Consider the following 21,681-nt stretch of genomic DNA (forward strand, 5'->3'; position numbering starts at 1 on the left):
CGGACCAGGCAATGCAACCGAACTCGCTGCACGAGCAGGTGCACACCGCACTGTCCCGGGCCATCAATGAAGGCGGCCCGGCCATTGAGGTGGTCGCCGACGCCGGGACGCCCGAAGGCGCCCGCGTGGAGTACCTGCAGCCCCAGCAGCTGCCGGGATTCACCGATCCGCTGCTGGTGGTGCGCACCTCCGGCTCCACCGGGCGGGCCAAGCGCACGGTGCTGTCCACCGCGGCGATGGCCGCCAGTTCACAGGCCACCGCCGAGTTCCTGGGGCTGCAGGGCCAGTGGCTGCTGGCCCTGCCGGTGCACTACATCGCCGGGCTGAGCGTGCTGACCCGTTCCCTGTTTGCCGGCACCACCCCGGTGGCCATGGAAACGAACGGCGGGTTCAGCGCCCAGAAGTTCACCGAGGCCGCCGAGCAGCTCACCGAGGCCAACAAGCTCACCTCCCTGGTGCCCACCCAGTTGGCCCGGCTGCTGGATAACCCGGCGCCGCGCACCGTCTCGGCCCTGAAGTCCCTTGACGCGATCCTGCTCGGCGGGGCACGGGCCAGCCGTGACCTGCTCACCGCCGCCCGGCACCTGGGGCTGAAGATCTTCCAGACCTACGGGTCCTCGGAGACCGCCGGCGGGCTGGTCTACAACGGCACCGCCCTGCCCGGGGTGAGCCTGCGGGAGGAAAACGGGCGGATTCTGGTCAGCGGCCCGATGCTGGCCGACGGATATCTTGCCGATCCACAGGCCACCGCCCGGCACTTTGTGCTGCGCGAGGGCCGGCGCTGGTACCTGACCGATGACCTGGGCAGCATTGAGAACAACAAGCTGCAGATCCACGGCCGGGTGGATGACGTCATCAATACCGGTGGAATCAAGCTCTCGGCCGGGCAGGTGGAGGGGCTGCTGGATGAGTTCTTTGACCAGTGCCTGGTGGTTCCGGTGCCCGACGGGCAGTGGGGTCAGGCGGTGGGTCTGGCGTTCAGCGGCCCCAGCGACACCGCCCCGGCGTTCGAGGCGGTGCGGCGCACCTTCGGAGCCCCGGCCGTGCCCAAGCGGGTGCGCCACTACCCGCAGGGCCTGCCGCTGCTGCCCAACGGGAAGGTCAACCGCCGGCTGGTGATTGAGCAGCTCTCCGCCATGTGAGCCAGCCCCATGGATTCGCGTCGAATGGGTTTTCGGGCGAAAATAGAGGGTCAGTCTTCCCTTCCCGAAAGGAATCCCCCGTGGCCTCCATCTCCCAGTGGGTTGCCGGAGCGCGTCTGCGCACCCTGCCGATCGTCATCGCCCCGGTGGTGATCGGAACGGCTGCCGCGGCCGGCGCTGCCGGTGAAGTGCACTGGGTTCGGGCCCTGCTGGCGCTGCTGGTCGGCCTGCTGCTGCAGGTCGGGGTGAACTATTCCAATGACTACTCCGACGGCATCCGCGGCACGGACGCGGACCGGGTCGGCCCGCTGCGGCTGACCGGCTCGGGGGCCGCCGAACCCCGGCAGGTGCGCAACGCGGCCTTCGGATGCTTCGGGCTGGCCGCCCTGGCCGGGCTGGTGCTGGTGATCATCTCCGCCTCCTGGCCGCTGCTGCTGGTCGGGGTGGCGGCGATTTTCGCCGCCTGGGGCTACACCGGTGGACGCAACCCCTACGGCTACCGCGGCTGGGGTGACGTGTACGTATTCATCTTCTTCGGCCTGGTGGCGACCATGGGCACCACCTACACCCAAATCGGGCGGATCACCGAGGCCTCACTGATCGGGGCGGTGGGCACCGGCCTGATCGGCACCGCCCTGCTGATGGCCAACAACGTGCGGGACATCGCCACCGACAAGCCGGCGGGCAAACTGACCCTGGCGGTGCGCCTGGGCGACCAGTTGGCCCGCATCAGCTATGTGGCCATGGTGGCGGTCGCCATCATCCTGCCGGTGCTGCTGACCACCACCTACCCGTGGATGTGGCTGATCCTGGCCACCGCATTGGCGGCCATCCGCCCGTGCTGGCTGATGCTGCGCCAGCCGGACGCGTCCCGGCTGGTCCCGGTGCTGAAGCAGACCGGGATCCTGAACCTGGCCTACGCCCTGCTGTTCACCCTGGCCATCGTGCTGCAGCTGCTGGGCTAGCAGCACCGGGCGTGACGCCCTCGGCTACTGGCCGTCGTGGCGCTGCTGTTCGTCGAAGGCGTCCTCGACGTCCTCATCGGCCCGCTGCTTCGGGGTCTTGCGGCTGCTGGTGCGGGAAAAGAGCCGCTGCACATCCGCCCCGGCGGCCAGCCGAAGCTTGTTGAAGAACAGGTAGGTGACCGCAAAGGCGATGATCAGCCCGATCAGCGCGGCAACAAAGATCGGCCAGCCCATCAGCTGCCAGAGCGCGAAGAAAACGATGAGGAAGATCCCCAGGCGGAGCACGGAGTATTTTAGAAACTGCACATAGTCCAGTCTACCGAGCAATAAGCCGAGGTATTTTTACTAGACTAGGTATATGGTCCGCTTTATTATCTTCGCAGCACTCGTCGCCGTTGCGGTAACGATCTACACCCTGATCGACTGTGCCCGCACCGACCGCCATCAGGTGCGCTCGCTTCCCAAGGCGGCGTGGCTCGTGGTGATCCTGCTGCTGCCGCTGATCGGCGCCGGACTGTGGTACGTGCTGGGTCGTCCCGGCGTCTTCTCCGCCCCGGCCGCCGCCCCGCGCAGCAACGCGCCGGATGACGACGAGGACTTCCTGCGTCAGCTGGAGGTGTGGCGCCGCCAGCAGCAGCGTGAAGCCGAACTGAACCAGCGTGAGGCGGATCTCAAGCGCAAGGAAGCCGAATCCGGTGAGGATCACGCCGATCCGGAGGACCACAACCACAACGGTTCTGCGGGCAATCCGAACTCCAAGGACAACTAGTCCCCACCCCGGCGGGCGGCTCCTAGGCGCTGGCCCGGGCGCACCGCCACCCCTCGGGCATCTGCCCGGTGGCCAAGAACTCCCCCAGCCAGCGTGCCGCGGCATCCTCCAGCCCCTCATCGGCCTGCGGGTAGATGATGGGCTCTTCCTTCGCGTTGTGCTTCTCCAGCGTCTGCAGCAGCCGCTGACACAGCTGGCGGGCTTCTGCCCCGCCCCACTGCCCCTGGCGCTGATCCAGGGCGTCCAGCAGGTCCCACAGCCGCCCGTGCTCACGCTCCATCACGAACAGGGCCATGTCCAGTGACCCGCCACGCAACGACGGGAAGAGGATCACCTCTTCCAGGTAAATGTGCCGCCGCAGGGCCGCCAGGGCGGCCCCCAGGGACTCCCGGGCCCGGGCACCGGTGGCTTGGCGGGCCAGGAAGTCCTCAATCCCCGAATCAATCCGGCGGTGTTCGGCCTCCAGCGCCGCCGCCAGCTGCTCTCCGCTCATGGTTGTTCCCCTTCCCGGCCCCAAGTCCGCCCACCGATAGGTGGCCAGGCCGCGTGCCTGCGGCAGCGTCGCCTGGGGCTTTCTTGTCTCCAGCGTCATCCCGGCCCGGGCGGAAGTCAACCAGAACAGGGAACGGTCAAGCCCGCGCCGATGATGCCACCGCGGAGGGTGAAGACAAAAAGGGCGCCGACGCAGTTGACCGCGTCGGCGCCCTGAGTACTGCCGGGACTAGATTCCGGCGTAGGAATGCAGGCCGTTGAAGTAGATGTTGACCACCGTAAAGTTGAAGATCACGCAACCGTAGCCGATGATCGACAGCCAAGCCGAACGCGGCCCGGTCCAGCCGCCGGTGGCGCGCGCGTGCAGGTAGCCGGCATAGACCACCCAGATCACGAATGACCATACTTCCTTCGGGTCCCAACCCCAGTAGCGTCCCCAGGCCGCCTCGGCCCAGATGGCGCCGGCCATCACGGTGAAGGTCCACATCACGAACGCGATGGTGTTGATCCGGTAGGCGAAGTTCTCCAGGGCACCGGCCCCGGGCACCAGACGCATGAACGGCAGCCGGTCGTTCTTGCCCTCGGCCAGGCGGTTCATCCGGGAGTGCTGCAGCAGCTGCAGCACGTTCATGGCGAAGCTGATGGAGAACAATGCCGAGGCCAGCACCGCGATGGACACGTGGATCACAATCCAGGGGCTCTGCAGCGCCGGCACCAGGTGGCCAACCGGGGTGGGGAAGCCGATGGTGGCCGCGCACAGCATCAGGGTCACCAGTCCGATGATGAAGGTGCCCATGAAGCGCAGGTCCTTCAGCAGCAGTGCCACCACGTACACGGCCGCGACCACGAACGCACCGGTGGTGAGGAACTCGTACATGTTGCCCCAGGGCACCCGGTTCGCGGCCAGCGCCCGGGAAACCACGGCGAAACCGTGCATCAGCACGCCCAGCCAGGTCAGCACGACGGCGATGCGGGCCATGCCGCGTTTGGCGGAGCTGGCGGTGTAGGTCATCTTGTCGTTGACCACGTGCTCGCCCATCAGGTCGGCGCGCGCGTTCTTGGTCCGCCGCGGTTTGCCGCCCGAGGCGCCGGCGGTCACCAGCGACTTCTGGTCGCTTTGCAGGGCGGCGGCGTCCAGTTCGGCGATGGTCTTGTTCGACTGCACCAGATCCAGTGCGTAGAAGATGAACGCGACCGCGTACACCATGGCCGACAGCAGCATGAACAGCTGGCTGTACACCCCAAGGGTCTCGTTAATGGGTTCCAAGGCGCTGTTAGTGCCCACGGTCTTCTCCTAGTTCGTGCTCGTCCGAATCCGGCTCATCAGCCACCGGCCATGTTTTCTCAAAGATGCGCCGCAGTTCGCGGGCCTCGTTTTCCAGCCGCGGGTCCTCGCCGCGGGCCAGCAGCGCGAACTCGATGCCGCGCTGCCCACCCTCATCGGTGAGCTTGACCCACACGCGCCGGCGCGGGGTGAACAGCGAAACCGCCAGCCCCACCAGGGCCAGCCCGGCGAAGATCGCAATCGGCAGCTTGCCCGGGTCGGCGTTGATGTCCACCGCGATGTACCGCTTCAAGTCCTCGAAGGTGATGCTACCGGCATTGTCCGGCAATTCGTAGGTCTGCCCGGCTTCCAGGATGATGCCGCCGGCGTCCTGGGAACGCGAGTTCAGCTCGGTCATCTTCTCGGTGTCCAGTACGTACACGTTCTGCGGCACCCCGTCATCCACGCCCAAATCCCCGGCGTAGGAGTTCAGGTGCAGCTGCGGGTTGATGGCGTTGGGGTCCCCGGAGATGCCAAAGCCGTTCTCGTCCAGCATCGCTGTGGGCAGCAGGAATCCCTGGAAGCCCAGCTGTTCGGGCTTGGCGTCGGGGACCTTGGCCACCATCAGGGAGGTGTACACCGAGTCCTGCGGCACCGAAACCACCGGGCCGGAGAATGCCACATCCCCGTTGCCGTCACGCACCGTGACCACCGGGGCGTAGCCGTTGCCCACCAGGTACACATCCGCGCCGTTGATGCGCAGCGGATGGTTGACCTTCAGCTCTTCCTTTTCCGGCTCCGCGTCCGGGGAGCGCCGGGTGGTCACGTGCGCGGTGAAGTCCAGCGGCTGGCCGAAGTGGGTTTCGGATTCCCGGTCGAAGAGGATGTCGAACTTGTCCAGGGTCACCGAATACGGTTCCAGGTTCTCGGCATCAAAATAGGTGCCCGGGGAGAAGGAGTCGTAGGAAACCAGCGAGTTCACGAACGTCTCGCCCTCCACGATGACCCGCTGCCCGCCGTAGCCGAAAGCCCCGCCCAGGGCCATGGACAACAGCACGCCGACCAGGGAGATGTGGAAGGTGAGGTTGCCGATTTCACGGGTGTAGCCGCGTTCGGCGGCCACCGAGGCCCCGGCCCCGCTCCCCCGGGCCTCGGCGCGGTAGCCGCGGCGCTTGAGGATCTTGTGGGCGGTGGCGATGACCTCGTCCTCGCCGGGCAGCTGCCCGGCGCTGGCGGCAAATTCCAGGCGGGTGTACTGCGGCAGCCGGTTCAAGCGCGCGGGGGTGCGCGGCGGCGGGGTGCGCAGCGCCTTGGCGTGCTTCTTGATGCGCGGGATGATGCAGCCGACCAGCGAAATGAACAGCAGAATGTAGATCGCGGAGAACCACGCCGAGGAGTACACGTCAAAGAGCTGGAACCGGTCCAGCCACGGCGCGCTGTCCGGGTTGTCCACGAAGTACTGGTTCACCATTTCCGGGTTCACCCGGCGCTGCGGGAAAATCGAGCCCGGCACCGCGGCGACCGCCAACAGCAGCAGCAGGAACAGCGCGGTGGGCATGGAGGTCAGCTGGGTCCAGATCCAGCGCAGCATGCCCAGCGGGCCCAGGGCCGGGGCATCGCCCCGGTTGTTTTTCCCGCCCTTGCCCTTGCGGGTCTTGGTGGCACCGCCGGTGCCGCGGCCGGCCGCGGTGCTCCCGGCGGTACCGGGTGCGTCGGCAGGTGCGGACGGGTGCGGGGTGTGATCGCGTTGTGCCATCAGATCGGCAACCTCACTTCATTGGCAAACCAGTTCTGCAATTCGGCCACCCAGCTGCCCCACAGGCCGGTGGCCATGACGATGCCCAGCGCAATCAGCAATCCGCCACCAAAGCGCATGATCGCCAGTTGGTGCCGGCGGAAGAAGTCCAAGGTGCCCATGCCGCGGCGCATCCCCAGGGCGATCAGCACGAACGGCACGCCCAGCCCGAGGCAGTAGAAGAAGGTCAGCAGCGCGCCGCGGGCCACGTTCGCGTCGGTGCCGGTGCTCATGATCAGCACCGCCGAGAGGGTCGGGCCAATGCACGGGGCCCAGCCCAGACCGAAGGTCAGCCCGAGCACCGGGGCTCCCCACAACCCGGCCGGGGGCCGGCGGTGGATCTTGCGGTCGCGCTGCAGGAAGGAGATCCCGCCCATGAACACCACGCCCATGATGATCACCACCACGCCCAGCAGCTGGGTCACCCAGGCGCCGTTGAAGCGCATCCACGCGGTCACCTGGCTGAAGAGCACCCCGGCGGAGATGAACACCACCGAGAACCCCAGGATGAACAGCAGCACCCCGGCCAACACCCGGCCGCGGCGGTGTTCACGCAGATCCGCCCCGGTCAGCCCGGTGACGTATCCCAGATACCCGGGAACCAGCGGCAGCACGCAGGGAGAGAGGAAGGAGACCAGCCCGGCCAGCAGGGCCACCGGTCCGGCAAGAAACAGCGACCCGTCCAGCGCGATCTGGGAAAACTGGTTGGTCGTCACGGCCAGGTTCACAGTTCCTCGTTCAGTCCAGACTTGATCAGGGCACGCAGGGTGGTTTCCTCCACGGCACCGATCACCCGGGCGCGCACCCGGCCCTGGCGGTCGAGCACCAGGGTGGTGGGCACCGCCTGCAGCGGCACGTATTGGGTCATGGCCAGCTGGATCTTCCCGTCGGTGTCCTGCACGGACTCATAGGGGATCTTGAAGGTGCGTTCGAAGGCCAGCGCCGCTTCCTTCTCATCACGCACGTTCACGCCCAAGAAATGGACCTTTTCCCCGAATTCCTCGCTGAGCTTGCGCAGGTGTGGGGCCTCGATGCGGCACGGGGCGCAGGCGGCGTACCAGAAGTTCATGACCACCGGCGCGCCCTGGAACTGGGCCAGCTCCACCTTGGTGCCCTGATAGGTGCTGGCGCTGATCTGCACCGGGTCGGTGCGCTTTTCGACCGCGTATTCCTCCACCGCGCCGTCCCCGGCGATGTAGTTCTTGTTGTCCCCGCTGCGGGCCTGTTCGGCCAGCGGGTCATCGGTGGCGCAGGCGGCCAGCGGAATCACCGCGGCGGCCAGGAACGCCGAACGCAACAGGCTCCGCCGCCCGATGCGTGCTGCGGGATTCGACGAATCAGTCATGGGTGTCAGGCTCCAGGGATGTTTGCGGCACCGGCCAGCAGGTCGGCGCACGGTTCGTGGTACGACAGGTTCACCAACTGGTCGTCCGAGAATTCAAAACTGGTGATCGAGGTCAGCGTGCATTCGCGCTGGCGCGGATCATGCCACAGGCGCTGGCCCTGGGAGGCGCGGCGGGTCACCCAGATCGGCAGCTGGTGGGAGACGATGACCACCTCGGCGCCGTCCCCGGCCTCGGCGACCGCGGCCCTGCGGTGCTCCTGCATGGCCAGGCGCATCCGATCGACCTGTTCGCTGTAGGGTTCGCCCCAGGAGGGCTTGAGCGGGTTGATGATGTAGGGCCAGTAGCGCGGCTCCCGCAGGCGGTTGGCAATGCGGGACAGACCCTCAAAACGGTTCCCGGCCTCGATGACCCGCTCATCGGTGAGGATCGGCAGTTCCAGGGCCGCGGCGGTGGGGGCAGCGGTTTGCTGGGCCCGCAGCAGCGGGGAGGCGACCAGGCGCACCAGTTTCGCGCCCTCCGCGGCCTGCTCGCCGAAGTGCTTTCCGGCGCGTTCGGCCATTTCCATTCCCAGTTCGGATAACCCGTAACCGGGGATCCGCCCGTAGAGGATGCGATCGGGGTTCTGCACTTCCCCATGGCGCAGCAAATGGACGGTCGATTTAGGCATGGACTCATTCTCTCAAAGATTTTCGGGAAAACCGTCGGATTGTGGCCACACTCAAGTTTTCACAGCCTGCGCATGGGATTCGCATATACAAAAACCATCCTTTCGGAGGTGTCCGGCGCAAACCCCCATCCACTAGGGTTGTGGTAGATAATCCAGCAGTCGCATGAAGGAAGTTCCCATGAGTTCCACTGACCCGAACCAGCCCGGCGACCAGCCGCAGGGTTCCACGCCCTACAACCCCTACGGGGGTGCGGCGCCCCAACCCCCGGCGTACGGCTCCAACCCGTACGGGCAGCCGGATCCTTCACAACAAGCCAATCCCTATGCCCAGCCCCCGCAGTACGCCTACCCGCCAGCCGGCGGGTACGCTCCGGTGCAGCCCCCGGCAGAGCGTCCCCGCACCCTGCAGCTGGCGTTCTGGCTGATCCTGGCCGCCGGTGTGGTCTCGGCCCTGAGCAGCTGGCTGCTGGACCGCACCCAGTTCTTCGCCGGCATCATCCGTTCGGAGTGGGACCTGTTCCAGTCCGAACTGCGCCGCCAGATGGAAGCGGATCCGAGCCTGGGCAATGACCCGCAGCTGCAGCAGATGCTGGAGAACCCCGACCAGATGATGAACGCGATTTCCGGGGCGATGACCGCCTTCACCATGGTCTCGATTGTCCTGACCCTGATCGCCTACTTCCTGGTTGGCTTCTTCGTTGGCCGCGGCGTGAACGCCATGCGCATCATCGCCACCATCCTGGCCGCCCTGTCGCTGCTGGGCCTGCTGAGCGTGGTGCCGACCATCGCCATGTACGCCAATGCCGCGGACGTGGGAATGTTGACCACCGCCTACGTGGCCAGCGTGCTGCTGGGCATCGCCGGCGTCGTGTGCTCCTGGCTGCGTCCCTCCAGCCAGTACATTGCCCAGCGCCGCGCCGCCCGGCAGGCCGGCTACCGCTAGACCACACCCGCTCACCCAGCCTTCGAACCCCACCGGCACCGGCCTCACGGCCCGGAGCGCCGGTGGGGTTCGGTCGTTAACGCCTGGCCGGTTCCCGAGAAAAATATCCCCGGTCCACCGGTTCCTTTCCCCGTCAAGGGGCGCACAATAAGGTCATGGTTGCCCAGCACCGGACCAGCAGGCCGCACCACCGCCCGAACCGTTTTCCAAGGTCGGACCCGTCACCTCAGGCAAAGCGCGCCACCGCCGGGCCCAACCGGGGCCGCGGCATCAGCTCCCAGGGGGCGGCCACGGCGGGGCTGGGGGCCCTGGGGGTGGTCTTTGGGGATATCGGCACCAGTCCGCTGTACGCGTTGCACACCGCCTTCAGCATGGAGCACAACGCGGTGCCCGTGGACGCCGAGAACCTCTACGGGGTGATCTCCATGGTGTTGTGGACACTGACCCTGATCGTCACGGTGAAGTATGTGCTGCTGGTGACCCGGGCAGACAACCATGGGCAGGGCGGGATCCTGGCGCTGCTGGGGCTGCTGCGCTCCCGGCTGACCTCCGCCCGAGGCATGGTGCTGGTCACCGTGCTGGCGATGGCCGGGGCGGCGCTGTTCTTCGGCGACTCGGTGATCACCCCGGCAATCTCCGTGCTCAGCGCCGTGGAGGGGCTAGCCACCGTCTCCCCGGCCCTGGCCGGGCTCATCCTCCCGGCGGCCGTGGCCGTGCTGCTGGTTTTGTTCGCCATCCAGCCCTTCGGCACCGGCAGGGTCGCCCGCGCCCTGGGACCGATCATGCTCGGCTGGTTCCTCCTCCTGGCGGCGCTGGGGCTGCCGCAGATCGCCGCGCACCCGCAGATCCTGCTGGGATTGTCCCCACAGTGGGCCGGCCTGCTGCTGCTGAACCACCCGGTGCAGGGGTTCATCCTGTTTGGGGCGATCGTGCTGACGGTGACCGGGGCCGAGGCCCTGTACGCGGACATGGGCCTGTTCGGCGCCCGGGCGGTGCGCCGGGCATGGCTGTGGGTGGTGATGCCCGCCCTGCTGCTGGTGTACCTGGGGCAGGGCGCCCTGGTGCTGGGTACCCCGCAGGCGGTGGAAAACCCGATGTTCTACCTGGCCCCGCCGGCCCTGCGGGTGCCGCTGGTCATCTATGCCACGCTGGCCACCGTGATCGCCTCCCAGGCGGTGATTGCCGGGGCCTACTCGGTGACCCGCCAGGCGATGCGGTTGGGGTTGCTGCCCCGGCTGAGCGTGAAGTACACCTCCCGGCGCGACGAGGAACAAATCTACCTTCCCGGCGTGAACTGGGTACTGTTGGCCGCGGTGCTCACCGTGATGGTGGTCGCCGGGTCCTCGTCCGGGCTGGCCAACGCCTACGGCCTGGCGGTGACCGGGACCCTGCTGCTGGAATCGGTAATCTTCCTGATCTTCGCGGTGCTGGTGTGGCGCTGGCGCTGGTGGAAGGTCGGAGCCTACCTGCTGGCCATCGGACTGCTGGAAGTGGTGCTGCTGGCGGCGAACTCGGCCAAGCTGCTTTCCGGGGGCTGGGTGCCGCTGGCCCTGGCCGGGGGCATGCTGGTGGTGATGACCACCTGGCAGCGCGGGTTCCGCACCGTGGCGGCCTACCGGGCCGAGCTGGAGGGCTCATTCAGCGGCTTCGTGGAAGCACTGTCCGCCACCAACCTGCGCCGTACGGCCGGGGTGGCGGTCTTCCCGCACCCGAACCTGCACAGCACTCCCCTGTCGTTGCTGCTGTGCACCCGGATTTTCCGGATGCTGCACGAACAAGTGGTGATCGTGCGGATCGCCTACGCGCACCGCCCGCACGTACCGGTGCACTCGCGCTTTGAGGTGGACCAGCATTTGAGCGCCAGCCACGGCATCACCCGGATCACCATCCACACCGGCTACCTGGACCGGCAGAACATTCCGGCGAACCTGGCGCTGGTGCACGACCAGGTGCCTGAGTGCGACATCGATTTCAGCCAGGCGCTGTATTTCCTCTCGGTGCTCACCTTGCACAGCCCGCACCCGGAAAGCCTGCGCCGGTGGCGGCGCAGGCTGTTTGTGGCATTGGAGAAGAACCAGGCCCCGCGCGCGGAAATGTTCCAGCTGCCGCCCGAACGCACCATCGTGCTCGGCTCCGAGGTGCGGCTCTGAGGTGGAGCCCAAGAATCCTAGGTTTCGGTCCCCAACCCGGACAGTGGCCCCTGCCCGGTTTCCAGGTCGTTGCGCACCGCGTGGTAGGCCAGGATCTGCAGTTCGGTGGACAGATCCACCCGGCGCACCTCCACCCCCCTGGGGGCACGGATGACGTGCGGGGCGAAGCTGAGGATGCTTTTCACCCCGGCATCGGCCAGCTGGTCCACCAGCGGCTGAGCCGCCGCGCCGGGCACCGCCAGCACCGCGATGTTGATCTGCTGCTCGGTGACCACCGCACCCAGTTCGGCTGCGTCGCGCACCACCAGTTCCCCGACCAGATGCCCCACAAGGTCCGGGTCGCTGTCCAGCATGGCCTTGACGTGGAAGCCGCGGGAACGGAATCCGGCGTACCCGCTCAGGGCGCGCCCGAGGTTGCCGGCCCCGATGATCAGGACCCGCCAGTCCTGATCCAGGCCCAGGGTGCGGCTGATGTGGTCGGCCAGTTCACGCACCACGTAGCCCACCCCGCGGGTGCCGTAGGAGCCCAGCAGCGACAGGTCCTTGCGCAGGATCGCCGGATTCACCCCGGCCGCCTCGGCCAGGACCCCCGAACTGGTGCGTTCCACGCCCTGGGTGTCCAGGGCGTTCAAGGCCCGCAGGTACTGCGTTAGACGCATCAGCGTGGCCTCGGGCAGGATTCGCGGTTCGGATAGGGGCAAGGAGGGCCCTTTCGGTTGGGGTCAGCGGCGGAACGGGCTGTGGCCTAGTGCTCGCGCAGCAGGCGTTCGAGCCGTTGCGGGTCGATTCGCCAGAAGTCCCGGACCTGCCCGTCGATCAGCAGCACCGGCACCTCTTCATGGTGTTGCTCACGCAATTCTGGGCGGGTGTCGATGTCCACTTCACTGAAGCTCATTCCCAGGCGCGAGGTCACCTCGGCCACGGTCTGGCGGGCGGCAGCGCACAAATGGCATTCCTGGCGCACCAACAGCTGGATTTCGGGAGTCTGTTTCACCCTTCCATGTTCTCACGCCGCATCCCGGGCACGGGTGTTGGCGCCGCTTTGCGACGCCCCGCCCGGGGCCGGCCCCTCGGGAAGAAGCGCAGGGCCACCGGCTAAACTTGGGCTAATGGAAGCCAACGAAGTACGGGACACTGCGCAGCATCCTGCCCCCACCGAGGGGCGGATCGCGGCGTTCTTTGACGTTGACAACACCCTGGTGCGCGGAGCCTCGCTGTACGCGGTGGCCCGCAAGATGCACCAGCACAAGTTCTTCCACTTCCGCGAGGTGCTGTTCTTCGCGCTCAAGCAGCTCAGCTTCCTGGCCCGTGGGGAGCACCTGGGCGACATCACCGCCATCCGTGACCGGGCCCTGGACATGGTGCGCGGGGTGAAGGTCGAGCAGATGCGCGAGCTCGGGGATGAGATCTATGACGAATTCATTCACCCCAAGCTGTGGGGCGGGACCGTGGCCATTGCCCGCCAGCACCTGAACGTGGGGCGCGAGGTCTGGCTGGTCACCGCCACCCCCACCGAGGTGGCCGGGGTGATCGCCCGGCGCCTGGAACTGACCGGAGCCCTGGGAACCCGGGTGGAAAGCGAAAACGGGGAATACACCGGACGGCTGACCGGCCCCATCCTTCACGGCGCGGACAAGGCGCAGGCGGTGCTGGAGCTGGCCCAGCAGCAGAACATCAATCTCGCCGGGTCCTGGGGATACTCGGATTCCTACAATGACGTGCCGTTGCTGGAGGTTGTCGGCCACCCGGTGGCCATCAACCCCGATGCCCGGCTGCGCGCCTACGCCAAGGAGCGCGGCTGGCAGGTTTATGACTTCCGCACCGGGCAGCGTGCGGCCCGCGTGAGCCTGAAGCTGGCCGGGGTCATTGGCGCCCTGTGGGCGGCCCGGCGCAGCCTGCAGCGGCTGCGGCACGGCGGCGGCCGCTAACCGGTCTCAGCGCCCAACGCCTCCGCCATCGCCCATCAGGTAGCTGCTTGGTGGGGGTGCCGGTGTCGAAGGCGGCCCGGTCCTGCGGCGGCACGCCGTCGACAGCTTGGGGATACAACAATCGCCACCGCCAAGGGCAAAGCCTTCGGGCGATGGCGATCATCTCCAAGAACGTGTTTCGCGGTGCGAGACTACTTCTTGTTGCGGCGCTGGTGGCGAGTCTTGCGAAGCAGCTTGCGGTGCTTCTTCTTCGACATACGCTTGCGGCGCTTCTTAACAACTGAGCCCATAGTGGTTCCTCACAGACTAAATAAATGCATCGACCGCGTTACCATCAAGCCAACAAAGGCTTCACGCACGGCCGACCGGACGTTAAACGTTCCTTAATAGGTTACCCGCTCCATGGCCGGTTTCTGACCACGGTCATCCTATCTGCCGTCTACCTGCCGTACGATCCAGTTCCCCTGTGAGGATCGACACCTGCGGCCTGCAGGTAGGCTTCAACGGCGTTTTCCGGAACGCGATAGGAGCGGCCGAACTGCACGGCGGGTAAATCACCGGCGTGGATCAGACGATAAACGGTCATCTTTGAAACACGCATCATCTCGGCCACCTCGGCCACAGTCATGAATCGTGCTCCAGCAAAATTCTGTTTATCCGCCATAGGGGACTTTCTCCTGACGCTGATCTCTGTTTCGTCGCGCTGTCGGCATACATGAACTTCTTCGACTTGTGATCAACGTCGGTAACGTCACGTACACCTTCACCATAGTCTACTGGGTGGCCGACCGCTTTTCGAAGCATGAACACACGCGCACGCACCAGTAGTTCGCGATCCGCAAGGTGCCGGACACGCCGCGGGCGCGGCCGTGGCTGTCGCCTGCGGCCGCGCCCGCGGTTCCAAGGCCGTGCCCGGCCCGAAGGCCGAAGCCCGGGCTTAGATCAGCCCCTGGGCGAGCATCGCGTCGGCGACCTTCACGAAACCGGCAATGTTCGCCCCGGCCACGTAGTTGCCCGGTACCCCGTATTCCTCGGCCGTGGCCGCGCACCGGTCGTGGATGCCGATCATGATTTCACTCAGGCGGCGCTCGGTGTGGGCGAAGGACCAGGAGTCACGGCTGGCGTTCTGCTGCATTTCCAGCGCGGAGGTGGCCACGCCACCGGCGTTGGCCGCCTTGCCCGGGCCGAAGAGCACCCCGGCGTCCTGGAACAGGGAAACCGCCTGGGCGGTGCAGGGCATGTTCGCGCCTTCGGCCACCGCGATCAGCCCACCGGAAATCATCTTCTTGGCCGAGCTGGCCCCCAACTCGTTCTGGGTGGCGCAGGGAAGGGCGACCGTGCACTTTTCGTCCCACACGTTCCCGTCCGCAACGTAGCGGGCCTTCTTGCTGCCGCGGCGCTTGGTGTATTCGCTGATCCGCTCGCGCTCAACTTCCTTGATCTGGCGCAGCAGCGGAACATCGATGCCGTTCTCATCCACGATGTAGCCGCCCGAATCCGAGGCCGCCACCACGTGGGCGCCGAACTGCTGGGCCTTTTCGATTGCGTGGATCGCCACGTTGCCCGACCCGGAGACCACCACACGCTGGCCCTCAAAGCTGGTGTTGCGGGTGGCGAGCATCTCCTGGGCGAAGAGGACCGCACCGTAGCCGGTGGCTTCCGGACGCACCAGGGACCCGCCCCAGCTCAGCCCCTTGCCGGTGAGCACCCCGGACTCGTAGCGGTTGGTGATGCGCTTGTACTGGCCGAACAGGAAGCCGATCTCGCGCCCGCCCACGCCAATGTCCCCGGCCGGGACGTCGGTGTATTCGCCGATGTGCCGGTACAGCTCGGTCATGAAGGACTGGCAGAAGCGCATGACCTCCGCATCGGACTTGCCGCGCGGGTCGAAGTCCGAACCGCCCTTGCCGCCGCCGATGGGCATGCCGGTCAGCGAGTTCTTGAAGATCTGTTCAAAGCCCAGGAACTTCACGGTGCCCAGGTAGACCGAGGGGTGGAAGCGCAGTCCGCCCTTGTAGGGGCCCAGCGCGGAGTTGAACTCGACGCGGAAGCCGCGGTTGATCTGAACCCGTCCGGCGTCATCGGTCCACGGCACACGGAAGATGATCTGGCGTTCCGGCTCGCACATGCGCTGCAGGATCGCGGCTTCGGCGTATTCCGGGTGCTTCTGGGAGACGGCTTCGAGGCTCTCGAAAACCTCGGTAACGGCCTGGTGGAATTCGGCTTCCCCGGGATTCCTGCGGAATACCTCATCGCGGATAGTCGCTAAATGCTGGTCCAAGTTACTCTCCTCATCACTTGGGGCAGGCGCTGGGGCAGAGTTCTACCGCAGAACCGGCGTCACTGCCCCACCGAAGAGAATGCCACGGTGGTGCGCGATGTCGGAAATTTTACGTCAATTTTTTTGTGCCGCACGTAACGTTCGGCGGTGGTGCGCAGCCTAGCGTTTGCGCCCGAAACGGGGGAAACGCTCAATCAGTTCATGGGCCCGGCCGGTGACGTGTTCCAGGCTGCGCCCCACGGTGCGCCCCAGCTGCTGGGCGGCGGTGGTGGCCGGGGTGCCGGCGTTCGCGGGCATCACCGCAGCGGTCGCGGCGGTGACCTCGGTGAGCTGGGCGGCGGTTTCCTCCGCCGGCTGCGGCTCGGGCAGGAAGTCCGCGCACCACTGGCCCAGGGTCTCAATGGCGGCCAGGTCCAGGGCATAGATGCGGCGCTGGCCCTGGGCGGTCATGCTCACCAGCGACGCCTCGCGCAGCACCTTCAGGTGCTTGGACACGGTGGGCTGGGAGATCTGCAGGCGCTCGACCAGCATCCCCACGGCCAGGGCCTCGTCCTTCAGTTCCTCCATGATGCGCCGCCGGGTCGGTTCGGCCAGCGCTGCGAACAGTTCATCAATAGCCACAGACATAACCCTAGCGGCATATAGGGCGTTTTGCCGGTAGCCGGTGCCGGGGCGGGGCTAGTCGAACCAGGGGTCCAGTCCGTAGAGCGGGAAGACTTCCTTGCGGGTGGCGATGATGGAACGGTCCACCGGGTCGGCCGGGTCGTAGCCGATCTCCCAGTTGCGCCACCACAGCTCCGCGTCGTCCCCCATCAGGTACGGCATCGCCTTGCCGTAGGTTTCCAGCACGTAGCGCCGGAAGGTCTCGGGCACATAGGTGCGCAGCGGCACCGGCTTGTCCGCGGCAATCGCGATCAGGTGGCTCCAGGTGCGCGGCACCACGGCGGTGACGTTGTACCCGCCCCCACCGGTGGCGATCCACCGGCCCTCGCAGACCTCATCCGCCAGCTGGGAGATATCCAGCGCCACCTGGCGTTGGGCATCAACGGACAGCTTCAGGTTGGTCAGGTCATCGTCCCGGTGCGAGTCGCAGCCGTGCTGGGAGACGATCACCTCGGGTTCAAAGGCCTTCACCAGCTGCGGCACCACCGCATGGTAGGCCCGCATCCAGCCGGCGTCCCCGGTCATCGCCGGCAGCGCCAGGTTCACCGCACTGCCACGCGCCCGCTCCCCGCCGATCTCGTTGGCGAACCCGGTGCCGGGAAACAGGCTCATCCCGGATTCGTGGATGGAGATGGTCAGCACCCGCTCCTCATCCCAGAACAGGGATTCGGTGCCGTCCCCGTGGTGCGCGTCCACGTCGATGTAGCACACCCGCTGCACCCCCTGATCCAGCAGGTACTGGATGGCGGCGGCCGCATCGTTGTAGATGCAGAACCCGCTGGCCTTCTCCCGCGCCGCATGGTGCATCCCGCCGGCGAAGTTCACTGCCCGCACCGCCTTTTGCTGCACGATGGCCTCGGCGGCGACCAGCGAGCCGCCAAAGAGCCGGGCGCTGGCCTCGTGCATGCCGGCGAACGCCGGATCATCCTCCGTGCCCAGCCCATAGTCCGGGGCCTGGAGGGTGGGGTCCTGGCTGACCCTGCGCACCTGGTCCAGGTAGTCCTGCGAATGCACGGTGAGCAGTTCGCTGTCCGCGGCAACGGTGGGCGGTGCCACCTCCAGGTTCGCCCCGCGCATCACCCCCAGCTCCTGGCTCAGGCGCATGGTCAGCTCCAGGCGGGAGGGATGCATGGGGTGGTAGTCGCTGAATTTGTACTGCAGGTACTTTTCATCCCAGACCACCAGTGTCGGGCGCGGAGCACGTTGAGGTTGTAGCACGTCTTCTACGCTACCGGATTGTGACCGAACTCAATGCGTCGGCTCACATTTGTGCCCCAGTGCTACCTTGGCGCCGCGTGCGCCTGCGCGCAGGCGGTGCGGGGCGTAGATTACTCTGAAGAGTCAGTACTTCTATCCCCACTTCTTTCCCGCAGGAGAGGCATCGATGAGCGACCCCATGCAGCAGCGCCCCAGCGGGCCCGCTGACAGCTTGTGGTTACGCAAACGCAAGCAGCTGTTGCGCGTCAAGGCGGCACTGTCCGACTTCACCGCCCGCTCCCCCGCCCGGCTGGCCCTAGGCGCGTTCCTGCTGGTGATCACCCTGTTCACCGCGCTGCTCTCCGCGCCCTTCGCCTCGGCCAGCGGCGAACCCACCGCGCTGCACGACGCGCTGTTCACGGCCGTCTCCGCGGTGTGCGTGACCGGTCTGACCACGGTGAGCACCGCGGTGCACTGGTCGTTCTTTGGCCAGCTGATTCTTCTGGTGGCGATGTTCATTGGCGGGTTGGGGATCCTCACGATCGCCTCCCTGCTCTCCCTGGCGGTGTCCAAGCGCCTGGGCGTGCGCGGGAAGCTGGTGGCGCAAAGTTCGATGAACACGGCCGCGACCTCCACCCTGGGTGAGGTTGGTTCGCTGCTGCGCGTGGTGATCCTGACCGCGATCACCCTGCAGGGCCTGCTCTCGCTGCTGCTGATTCCACGCTTCTACGTGCTGGGCGAAGGCCCGCTCTCGGCGATCTGGCACGGGGTGTTCTACGCCGTCTCGGCGTTTAACAATGTGGGCTTCACCCCGCACTCCAATGGGCTGGTGCCCTATGAGATGGACCTGTGGATCCTGATCCCGCTGATGCTCGGGGTATTCGTCGGTTCGCTGGGCTTCCCGGTGATCATGGTGTTGGCCGCGCACCGGCTGAACCACCGGCGCTGGACGCTGCATGCGAAGCTGACGCTGCTGACCACCACGATCCTGTTGCTGAGCGGCACCGTGCTGTGGCTGCTCTTTGAATGGAACAACCAGCGCACCATCGGCGCGGAGGATGTCGGGGAGAAGATCGTCAATGCGCTCTTCGCCTCGGTGATGATGCGTTCGGGCGGGATGAACCTGGTGGAGCCCTCCGACATGCAGCCGGTGACGGTGCTGCTGACCGATGCGCTGATGTTCGCCGGCGGCGGCTCGGCCTCCACCGCCGGCGGCATCAAGGTCACCACCATTGCGGTGATGTTCCTGGCGATCTTCGCCGAGGTGCGCGGCGACAAGGAGGTGCGCGCCTTTGGCCGCCGCCTGCCCGAGAGCACCATGCGCGTGGCGATCTCGGTGGTCGTGCTCGGTGCCACGCTGGTGGCGGTGGCGGTGGGGGCGCTGCTGGTCATTGATGACACGCTCTCCTTCCAGCGGGCGCTGTTCGAATCAATCTCCGCTTTTGGCACCGTGGGGCTGAGCATGAATGTTTCGGCCGAACTGCCCCCGGAGGGCAAATACGTGCTCTCGGCGCTGATGTTCGCCGGGCGCATCGGTAGCATTACCTTGGCAAGCGCGCTGACCATGCGCCAGCGCGATACCCTGTACCAGTTCCCGGAAGAGAGGCCGATCATTGGCTGATAGATCTATTTCGCACAATGCTCCGGTCCTGGTGATCGGGCTGGGCCGATTCGGCATCGCGGTGGCCGAGCAGCTGGTCAAGCAGGGCCGTGAGGTCCTGGCCATTGAACGTGACCCCGAACTGGTGCAGAAGTGGGCCAGTTCGCTGACCCACGTGGTGGCCGCGGACGCCACGAACATCGACGCGCTGCGCCAGTTGGGCGCCCAGGAATTCTCCTCCGCCGTGGTCGGGGTGGGCACCTCCATCGAGTCCTCCGTGCTGATCACCGTGAACCTGGTGGATCTGGGGATCGAGCACCTGTGGGTCAAGGCGATCACCCCGGCCCACGGCAAGATCCTCACCCGCATCGGGGCGAACCACGTGATCTACCCGGAAGCGGACGCCGGGGTGCGCGCCGCCCACCTGGTGGGCGGGCGGATGCTGGACTTCATCGAATTCGATGACGGGTTCGCGATCGTGAAGATGTACCCGCCGAAGGAAACCCAGGGCTTCACCCTGGCCGAATCCAATGTGCGTTCCAAGTACGGGGTGACGATTGTGGGGGTGAAGTCCCCCGGCGAGGACTTCACCTACGCCGTGCCCGATACGGTGGTCACCCGCCGTGACGTGCTGATCGTCTCCGGCCACGTGGATCTGCTCGAGCGCTTCGCCTCCCGCCCCTAGCCGGGCCCGGACGCCCAAAGACCACGGCCGGCAGCCAGAACCCCGAAGGGTCCAGGCCGCCGGCCTTTGCGTGAGCGTGCTGCGCGTGTTCCCGGCTTGTGCCGGCTAGCCCAGTTCGCGGCTGATCTGGGCGGCGCGCTGGGCGGCGGCGGCGGCGCCGTCGGCGATGAGCTGCTCCATGCCGCCCTTTTGGAAGGTGGCGATCGCCTGCTCGGTGGTGCCATTGGGGCTGGTGACCTTCTTGCGCAGCTGCCCGGGGTTCGCCTGCGGATCGGCCAGCATCTTCCCGGCCCCGGCGACGGTGGCCCTGGCCAGGTCGATGGCCAGCTGCTCGTCAAGGCCCAACTTCATCCCGGCCTTGGCCATCGCCTCGGCCAGGAAGAAGCCGTAGGCCGGCCCGGAGCCGGAGATCGCCGAGAGCGCGTCCTGCTGGGCCTCCTCGATCACGTGCACCTCACCGGAGCCGGCGAACAGGTCAATGACCTGCTGCAGCTGCTGTTCACTGACGGCCGCGGCCGGGCTAAGGCCCACCACCCCGGCCCCCACCTGCAGCGGGGTGTTGGGCATGGCGCGCACCAGCGGCTGGTCCTGCGGCAGGTGGGCGGCCATGGACTGCAGGGTGATGGCCGCGGCCACCGAAACAATCACGGTCTGCGGGCGCAGCGCTGCGGAGATCTGGTCGCACAGCTCGGTGATCCCCACCGGCTTGACCCCCAGGAAGACGACGTCCGCCTCGGCCGCGACCCGCGCGTTCGCCTCGGGATCCTGCCCGGTCACCACCACGTTCACTCCCAGCTCGCGCAGCTCGGCCTCACGCGCGTCGCTGCGGATGGTCGCGGTGATCAGCTTCGGGTCGTGCCCGGCTCCCAGGATGCCGCGCAGGATCGCCCCGTTCATGGAGCCGGTGCCCAAAAAGGCCAGGGTCAACGAGTTGGTCAGTTCGCTCATGGTGTCCTTACTTCGTTCGATCTGCGGTATCCGGCAGCGCCAGGTGGGTGCGGGCGTATTCGAGGGTTTCCCCCAGCCACTGTTCCTTCTGCCCGGTGCCCTTGGCCTTGCGGGTGGAGACCTCCACCGCGATGACCCCGCCAAAGTCGGTGTCGCGCAGGTACTGCAGGGTTTCGGCCACCGGCTGGGTGCCGCGCCCGGGCACCAGGTGTTCGTCCTTGCCGTTGTTCAGCCCGTCGCACAGGTGCAGGTGCGCCAGGCGCTCCCCCAGCTGCTCCACGGCCTTGCGCGAATCCATCTCAGCAATCGCCGCGTGGGAGAAATCCCAGGTGACGTGCGGGTAGGACTGCGGTACCGGGTCCCAGTGCGGCAGGTACATCTTCGCTTCGCGTCCGCGGGCCCGCCACGGGTACATGTTCTCCACCGCGATCTTCATCCCGGTCGAGTCGGTCAGCCGCTGCACTCCCCCGGCGAACTCCAGGGCATAGTTCCCCTGCCAGCGGAACGGCGGGTGGGCCACGACGACCTCGGCCCCCACGGCCTGGGCCAGGATGACCGAGCGTTCGATTTTTGCCCACGCCGAGCCCCACACCTGCTGGGTGAGCAGCAGCGTCGGGGCGTGGATGGCCCGAATGGGCAGCTGGTACTTGTCCATCAGCGCCAGCAGGGCGGTGGCCGACTGGGTGGCCTGGTTGCCGGTGATCAGCACCTCCAGCCCGTCGTAGCCCACATCCTTGGCCACCGCGAACGCGTCGTGCACGGTCAGGGGGTAGACCGAGGCACTGGACAGCGTGATGGGGATTGACGTTGTTGCAGGCTCTTGCATGACTCAGCCCCTTCTTCCAA

Annotated in this window: 24 protein-coding genes; 8 read left to right on the forward strand and 16 right to left on the reverse strand. The window is 66.7% G+C overall.

From position 1 onward, the window contains the following. Positions 1-11 precede the first annotated feature (11 nt). Positions 12-1,142, forward strand: a complete 1,131-nt coding sequence (locus tag AC6I21_RS11460; RefSeq protein ID WP_497762403.1) for an AMP-binding protein — start codon at positions 12-14, stop codon at positions 1,140-1,142. Between the two features lie 80 nt (positions 1,143-1,222). Continuing rightward, positions 1,223-2,107 carry a 1,4-dihydroxy-2-naphthoate polyprenyltransferase gene (locus AC6I21_RS11465; protein WP_138926649.1) on the forward strand — a complete coding sequence of 295 codons (885 nt, stop codon included), beginning with the start codon at positions 1,223-1,225 and terminating at the stop codon, positions 2,105-2,107. Between the two features lie 24 nt (positions 2,108-2,131). On the opposite strand, the gene AC6I21_RS11470 is transcribed toward AC6I21_RS11465, so the two are convergent. Beyond that, complete coding sequence (locus AC6I21_RS11470; RefSeq protein ID WP_138176953.1) at positions 2,132-2,413, reverse strand: DUF4229 domain-containing protein; 282 nt, start codon at positions 2,411-2,413, stop codon at positions 2,132-2,134. Positions 2,414-2,465: 52 nt separating this feature from the next. On the opposite strand from AC6I21_RS11470, the gene AC6I21_RS11475 reads away from it, so the two are divergent. Then, positions 2,466-2,876, forward strand: a complete 411-nt coding sequence (locus AC6I21_RS11475) for a PLDc N-terminal domain-containing protein (RefSeq protein WP_446753794.1) — start codon at positions 2,466-2,468, stop codon at positions 2,874-2,876. A 22-nt stretch (positions 2,877-2,898) separates the two neighbouring features. Here AC6I21_RS11475 and AC6I21_RS11480 read toward each other — a convergent pair whose 3' ends face one another. The 6 genes from AC6I21_RS11480 to AC6I21_RS11505 all read right to left on the reverse strand — a co-directional run bounded on the left by AC6I21_RS11480 (position 2,899) and on the right by AC6I21_RS11505 (position 8,440). Beyond that, positions 2,899-3,369, reverse strand: a complete 471-nt coding sequence (locus AC6I21_RS11480; RefSeq protein WP_446753795.1) for a hemerythrin domain-containing protein — start codon at positions 3,367-3,369, stop codon at positions 2,899-2,901. A 228-nt stretch (positions 3,370-3,597) separates the two neighbouring features. Beyond that, on the reverse strand, positions 3,598-4,635 hold the full coding sequence (ccsB, locus tag AC6I21_RS11485) for a c-type cytochrome biogenesis protein CcsB (RefSeq protein WP_446753807.1): 1,038 nt from the start codon (positions 4,633-4,635) through the stop codon (positions 3,598-3,600). 7 nt (positions 4,636-4,642) lie between these two features. Further along, positions 4,643-6,388 (reverse strand): cytochrome c biogenesis protein ResB, encoded by a 1,746-nt coding sequence (gene resB / locus AC6I21_RS11490; RefSeq protein ID WP_446753796.1) that lies wholly within the window; start codon positions 6,386-6,388, stop codon positions 4,643-4,645. After that, positions 6,388-7,143 carry a cytochrome c biogenesis CcdA family protein gene (locus AC6I21_RS11495; RefSeq protein ID WP_171021239.1) on the reverse strand — a complete coding sequence of 252 codons (756 nt, stop codon included), beginning with the start codon at positions 7,141-7,143 and terminating at the stop codon, positions 6,388-6,390. Before AC6I21_RS11495 ends, resB begins: the two co-directional genes overlap by 1 nt. Positions 7,144-7,151: 8 nt before the next feature. Next, complete coding sequence (locus tag AC6I21_RS11500; protein ID WP_346923007.1) at positions 7,152-7,772, reverse strand: TlpA family protein disulfide reductase; 621 nt, start codon at positions 7,770-7,772, stop codon at positions 7,152-7,154. A 5-nt stretch (positions 7,773-7,777) separates the two neighbouring features. Then, on the reverse strand, positions 7,778-8,440 hold the full coding sequence (locus AC6I21_RS11505) for a histidine phosphatase family protein (RefSeq protein ID WP_497762404.1): 663 nt from the start codon (positions 8,438-8,440) through the stop codon (positions 7,778-7,780). A 178-nt stretch (positions 8,441-8,618) separates the two neighbouring features. On the opposite strand from AC6I21_RS11505, the gene AC6I21_RS11510 reads away from it, so the two are divergent. Together AC6I21_RS11510 and AC6I21_RS11515 are read left to right on the forward strand one after the other, a co-directional pair. Next, complete coding sequence (locus AC6I21_RS11510; protein WP_497762405.1) at positions 8,619-9,383, forward strand: hypothetical protein; 765 nt, start codon at positions 8,619-8,621, stop codon at positions 9,381-9,383. A 155-nt stretch (positions 9,384-9,538) separates the two neighbouring features. Then, positions 9,539-11,533 carry a potassium transporter Kup gene (locus tag AC6I21_RS11515; protein WP_497762406.1) on the forward strand — a complete coding sequence of 665 codons (1,995 nt, stop codon included), beginning with the start codon at positions 9,539-9,541 and terminating at the stop codon, positions 11,531-11,533. Positions 11,534-11,550: 17 nt separating this feature from the next. Here the strand turns inward: AC6I21_RS11515 and AC6I21_RS11520 are convergent, their stop codons facing one another. Further along, entirely contained in the window at positions 11,551-12,234 is a 684-nt protein-coding gene (locus tag AC6I21_RS11520) for a redox-sensing transcriptional repressor Rex (RefSeq protein ID WP_497762407.1), read from the reverse strand. Between the two features lie 44 nt (positions 12,235-12,278). Further along, the gene (locus AC6I21_RS11525; RefSeq protein WP_246049548.1) at positions 12,279-12,527 is read right to left on the reverse strand and encodes a glutaredoxin family protein; all 249 of its coding nucleotides are present in this window, start codon (positions 12,525-12,527) and stop codon (positions 12,279-12,281) included. Positions 12,528-12,642: 115 nt separating this feature from the next. On the opposite strand from AC6I21_RS11525, the gene AC6I21_RS11530 reads away from it, so the two are divergent. Next, positions 12,643-13,461 carry an HAD family hydrolase gene (locus tag AC6I21_RS11530; RefSeq protein ID WP_138926656.1) on the forward strand — a complete coding sequence of 273 codons (819 nt, stop codon included), beginning with the start codon at positions 12,643-12,645 and terminating at the stop codon, positions 13,459-13,461. A 191-nt stretch (positions 13,462-13,652) separates the two neighbouring features. Here the strand turns inward: AC6I21_RS11530 and AC6I21_RS11535 are convergent, their stop codons facing one another. The 5 genes from AC6I21_RS11535 to AC6I21_RS11555 all read right to left on the reverse strand — a co-directional run bounded on the left by AC6I21_RS11535 (position 13,653) and on the right by AC6I21_RS11555 (position 17,536). Next, positions 13,653-13,751, reverse strand: coding sequence for a 30S ribosomal protein bS22 (locus tag AC6I21_RS11535; protein ID WP_019174583.1), 99 nt, complete (start codon positions 13,749-13,751; stop codon positions 13,653-13,655). A 149-nt stretch (positions 13,752-13,900) separates the two neighbouring features. Continuing rightward, a complete protein-coding gene (locus tag AC6I21_RS11540; RefSeq protein ID WP_054822018.1) occupies positions 13,901-14,125 on the reverse strand; it encodes a helix-turn-helix domain-containing protein in 225 nt (74 codons plus the stop codon). A gap of 273 nt (positions 14,126-14,398) precedes the next feature. Further along, positions 14,399-15,742: an NADP-specific glutamate dehydrogenase gene (gene gdhA, locus AC6I21_RS11545; protein ID WP_497762408.1), complete on the reverse strand. Its 1,344-nt coding sequence runs from the start codon at positions 15,740-15,742 to the stop codon at positions 14,399-14,401. A gap of 159 nt (positions 15,743-15,901) precedes the next feature. After that, the gene (locus tag AC6I21_RS11550; protein WP_497762409.1) at positions 15,902-16,369 is read right to left on the reverse strand and encodes an ArsR/SmtB family transcription factor; all 468 of its coding nucleotides are present in this window, start codon (positions 16,367-16,369) and stop codon (positions 15,902-15,904) included. Positions 16,370-16,420: 51 nt separating this feature from the next. Then, positions 16,421-17,536: an acetoin utilization protein AcuC gene (locus tag AC6I21_RS11555; protein ID WP_346922347.1), complete on the reverse strand. Its 1,116-nt coding sequence runs from the start codon at positions 17,534-17,536 to the stop codon at positions 16,421-16,423. Between the two features lie 253 nt (positions 17,537-17,789). Between AC6I21_RS11555 and AC6I21_RS11560 the strand changes: the two genes are divergently transcribed. Next, positions 17,790-19,223 carry a TrkH family potassium uptake protein gene (locus AC6I21_RS11560; RefSeq protein ID WP_497762410.1) on the forward strand — a complete coding sequence of 478 codons (1,434 nt, stop codon included), beginning with the start codon at positions 17,790-17,792 and terminating at the stop codon, positions 19,221-19,223. After that, the gene (locus AC6I21_RS11565; RefSeq protein WP_054821453.1) at positions 19,216-19,887 is read left to right on the forward strand and encodes a potassium channel family protein; all 672 of its coding nucleotides are present in this window, start codon (positions 19,216-19,218) and stop codon (positions 19,885-19,887) included. The genes AC6I21_RS11560 and AC6I21_RS11565 overlap by 8 nt, the downstream gene beginning before the upstream one ends. A 105-nt stretch (positions 19,888-19,992) precedes the next feature. Here AC6I21_RS11565 and proC read toward each other — a convergent pair whose 3' ends face one another. Beyond that, positions 19,993-20,835, reverse strand: a complete 843-nt coding sequence (gene proC / locus AC6I21_RS11570; protein WP_497762411.1) for a pyrroline-5-carboxylate reductase — start codon at positions 20,833-20,835, stop codon at positions 19,993-19,995. Between the two features lie 7 nt (positions 20,836-20,842). Further along, positions 20,843-21,661: a sugar phosphate isomerase/epimerase family protein gene (locus AC6I21_RS11575; protein ID WP_138176918.1), complete on the reverse strand. Its 819-nt coding sequence runs from the start codon at positions 21,659-21,661 to the stop codon at positions 20,843-20,845. Between the last annotated feature and the right edge of the window lie 20 nt (positions 21,662-21,681).

The sequence above is a fragment of the Glutamicibacter sp. St.4D3 genome, assembly GCF_059728615.1.

What these genes read in the sequence shown, in the direction of transcription:
- AC6I21_RS11500 (WP_346923007.1), bottom strand. Translation starts at nt 7,772, where the DNA reads ATGACTGATTCGTCGAATCCCGCAGCACGCATCGGGCGGCGGAGCCTG.
- AC6I21_RS11540 (WP_054822018.1), bottom strand. Translation starts at nt 14,125, where the DNA reads ATGGCGGATAAACAGAATTTTGCTGGAGCACGATTCATGACTGTGGCC.
- AC6I21_RS11550 (WP_497762409.1), bottom strand. Translation starts at nt 16,369, where the DNA reads ATGTCTGTGGCTATTGATGAACTGTTCGCAGCGCTGGCCGAACCGACC.
- AC6I21_RS11505 (WP_497762404.1), bottom strand. Translation starts at nt 8,440, where the DNA reads ATGCCTAAATCGACCGTCCATTTGCTGCGCCATGGGGAAGTGCAGAAC.
- AC6I21_RS11530 (WP_138926656.1), top strand. Translation starts at nt 12,643, where the DNA reads ATGGAAGCCAACGAAGTACGGGACACTGCGCAGCATCCTGCCCCCACC.
- AC6I21_RS11460 (WP_497762403.1), top strand. Translation starts at nt 12, where the DNA reads ATGCAACCGAACTCGCTGCACGAGCAGGTGCACACCGCACTGTCCCGG.
- AC6I21_RS11575 (WP_138176918.1), bottom strand. Translation starts at nt 21,661, where the DNA reads ATGCAAGAGCCTGCAACAACGTCAATCCCCATCACGCTGTCCAGTGCC.
- AC6I21_RS11535 (WP_019174583.1), bottom strand. Translation starts at nt 13,751, where the DNA reads ATGGGCTCAGTTGTTAAGAAGCGCCGCAAGCGTATGTCGAAGAAGAAG.
- AC6I21_RS11560 (WP_497762410.1), top strand. Translation starts at nt 17,790, where the DNA reads ATGAGCGACCCCATGCAGCAGCGCCCCAGCGGGCCCGCTGACAGCTTG.
- AC6I21_RS11475 (WP_446753794.1), top strand. Translation starts at nt 2,466, where the DNA reads ATGGTCCGCTTTATTATCTTCGCAGCACTCGTCGCCGTTGCGGTAACG.
- AC6I21_RS11510 (WP_497762405.1), top strand. Translation starts at nt 8,619, where the DNA reads ATGAGTTCCACTGACCCGAACCAGCCCGGCGACCAGCCGCAGGGTTCC.
- AC6I21_RS11555 (WP_346922347.1), bottom strand. Translation starts at nt 17,536, where the DNA reads ATGCATCCCTCCCGCCTGGAGCTGACCATGCGCCTGAGCCAGGAGCTG.
- resB (WP_446753796.1), bottom strand. Translation starts at nt 6,388, where the DNA reads ATGGCACAACGCGATCACACCCCGCACCCGTCCGCACCTGCCGACGCA.
- proC (WP_497762411.1), bottom strand. Translation starts at nt 20,835, where the DNA reads ATGAGCGAACTGACCAACTCGTTGACCCTGGCCTTTTTGGGCACCGGC.
- AC6I21_RS11515 (WP_497762406.1), top strand. Translation starts at nt 9,539, where the DNA reads ATGGTTGCCCAGCACCGGACCAGCAGGCCGCACCACCGCCCGAACCGT.
- AC6I21_RS11480 (WP_446753795.1), bottom strand. Translation starts at nt 3,369, where the DNA reads ATGAGCGGAGAGCAGCTGGCGGCGGCGCTGGAGGCCGAACACCGCCGG.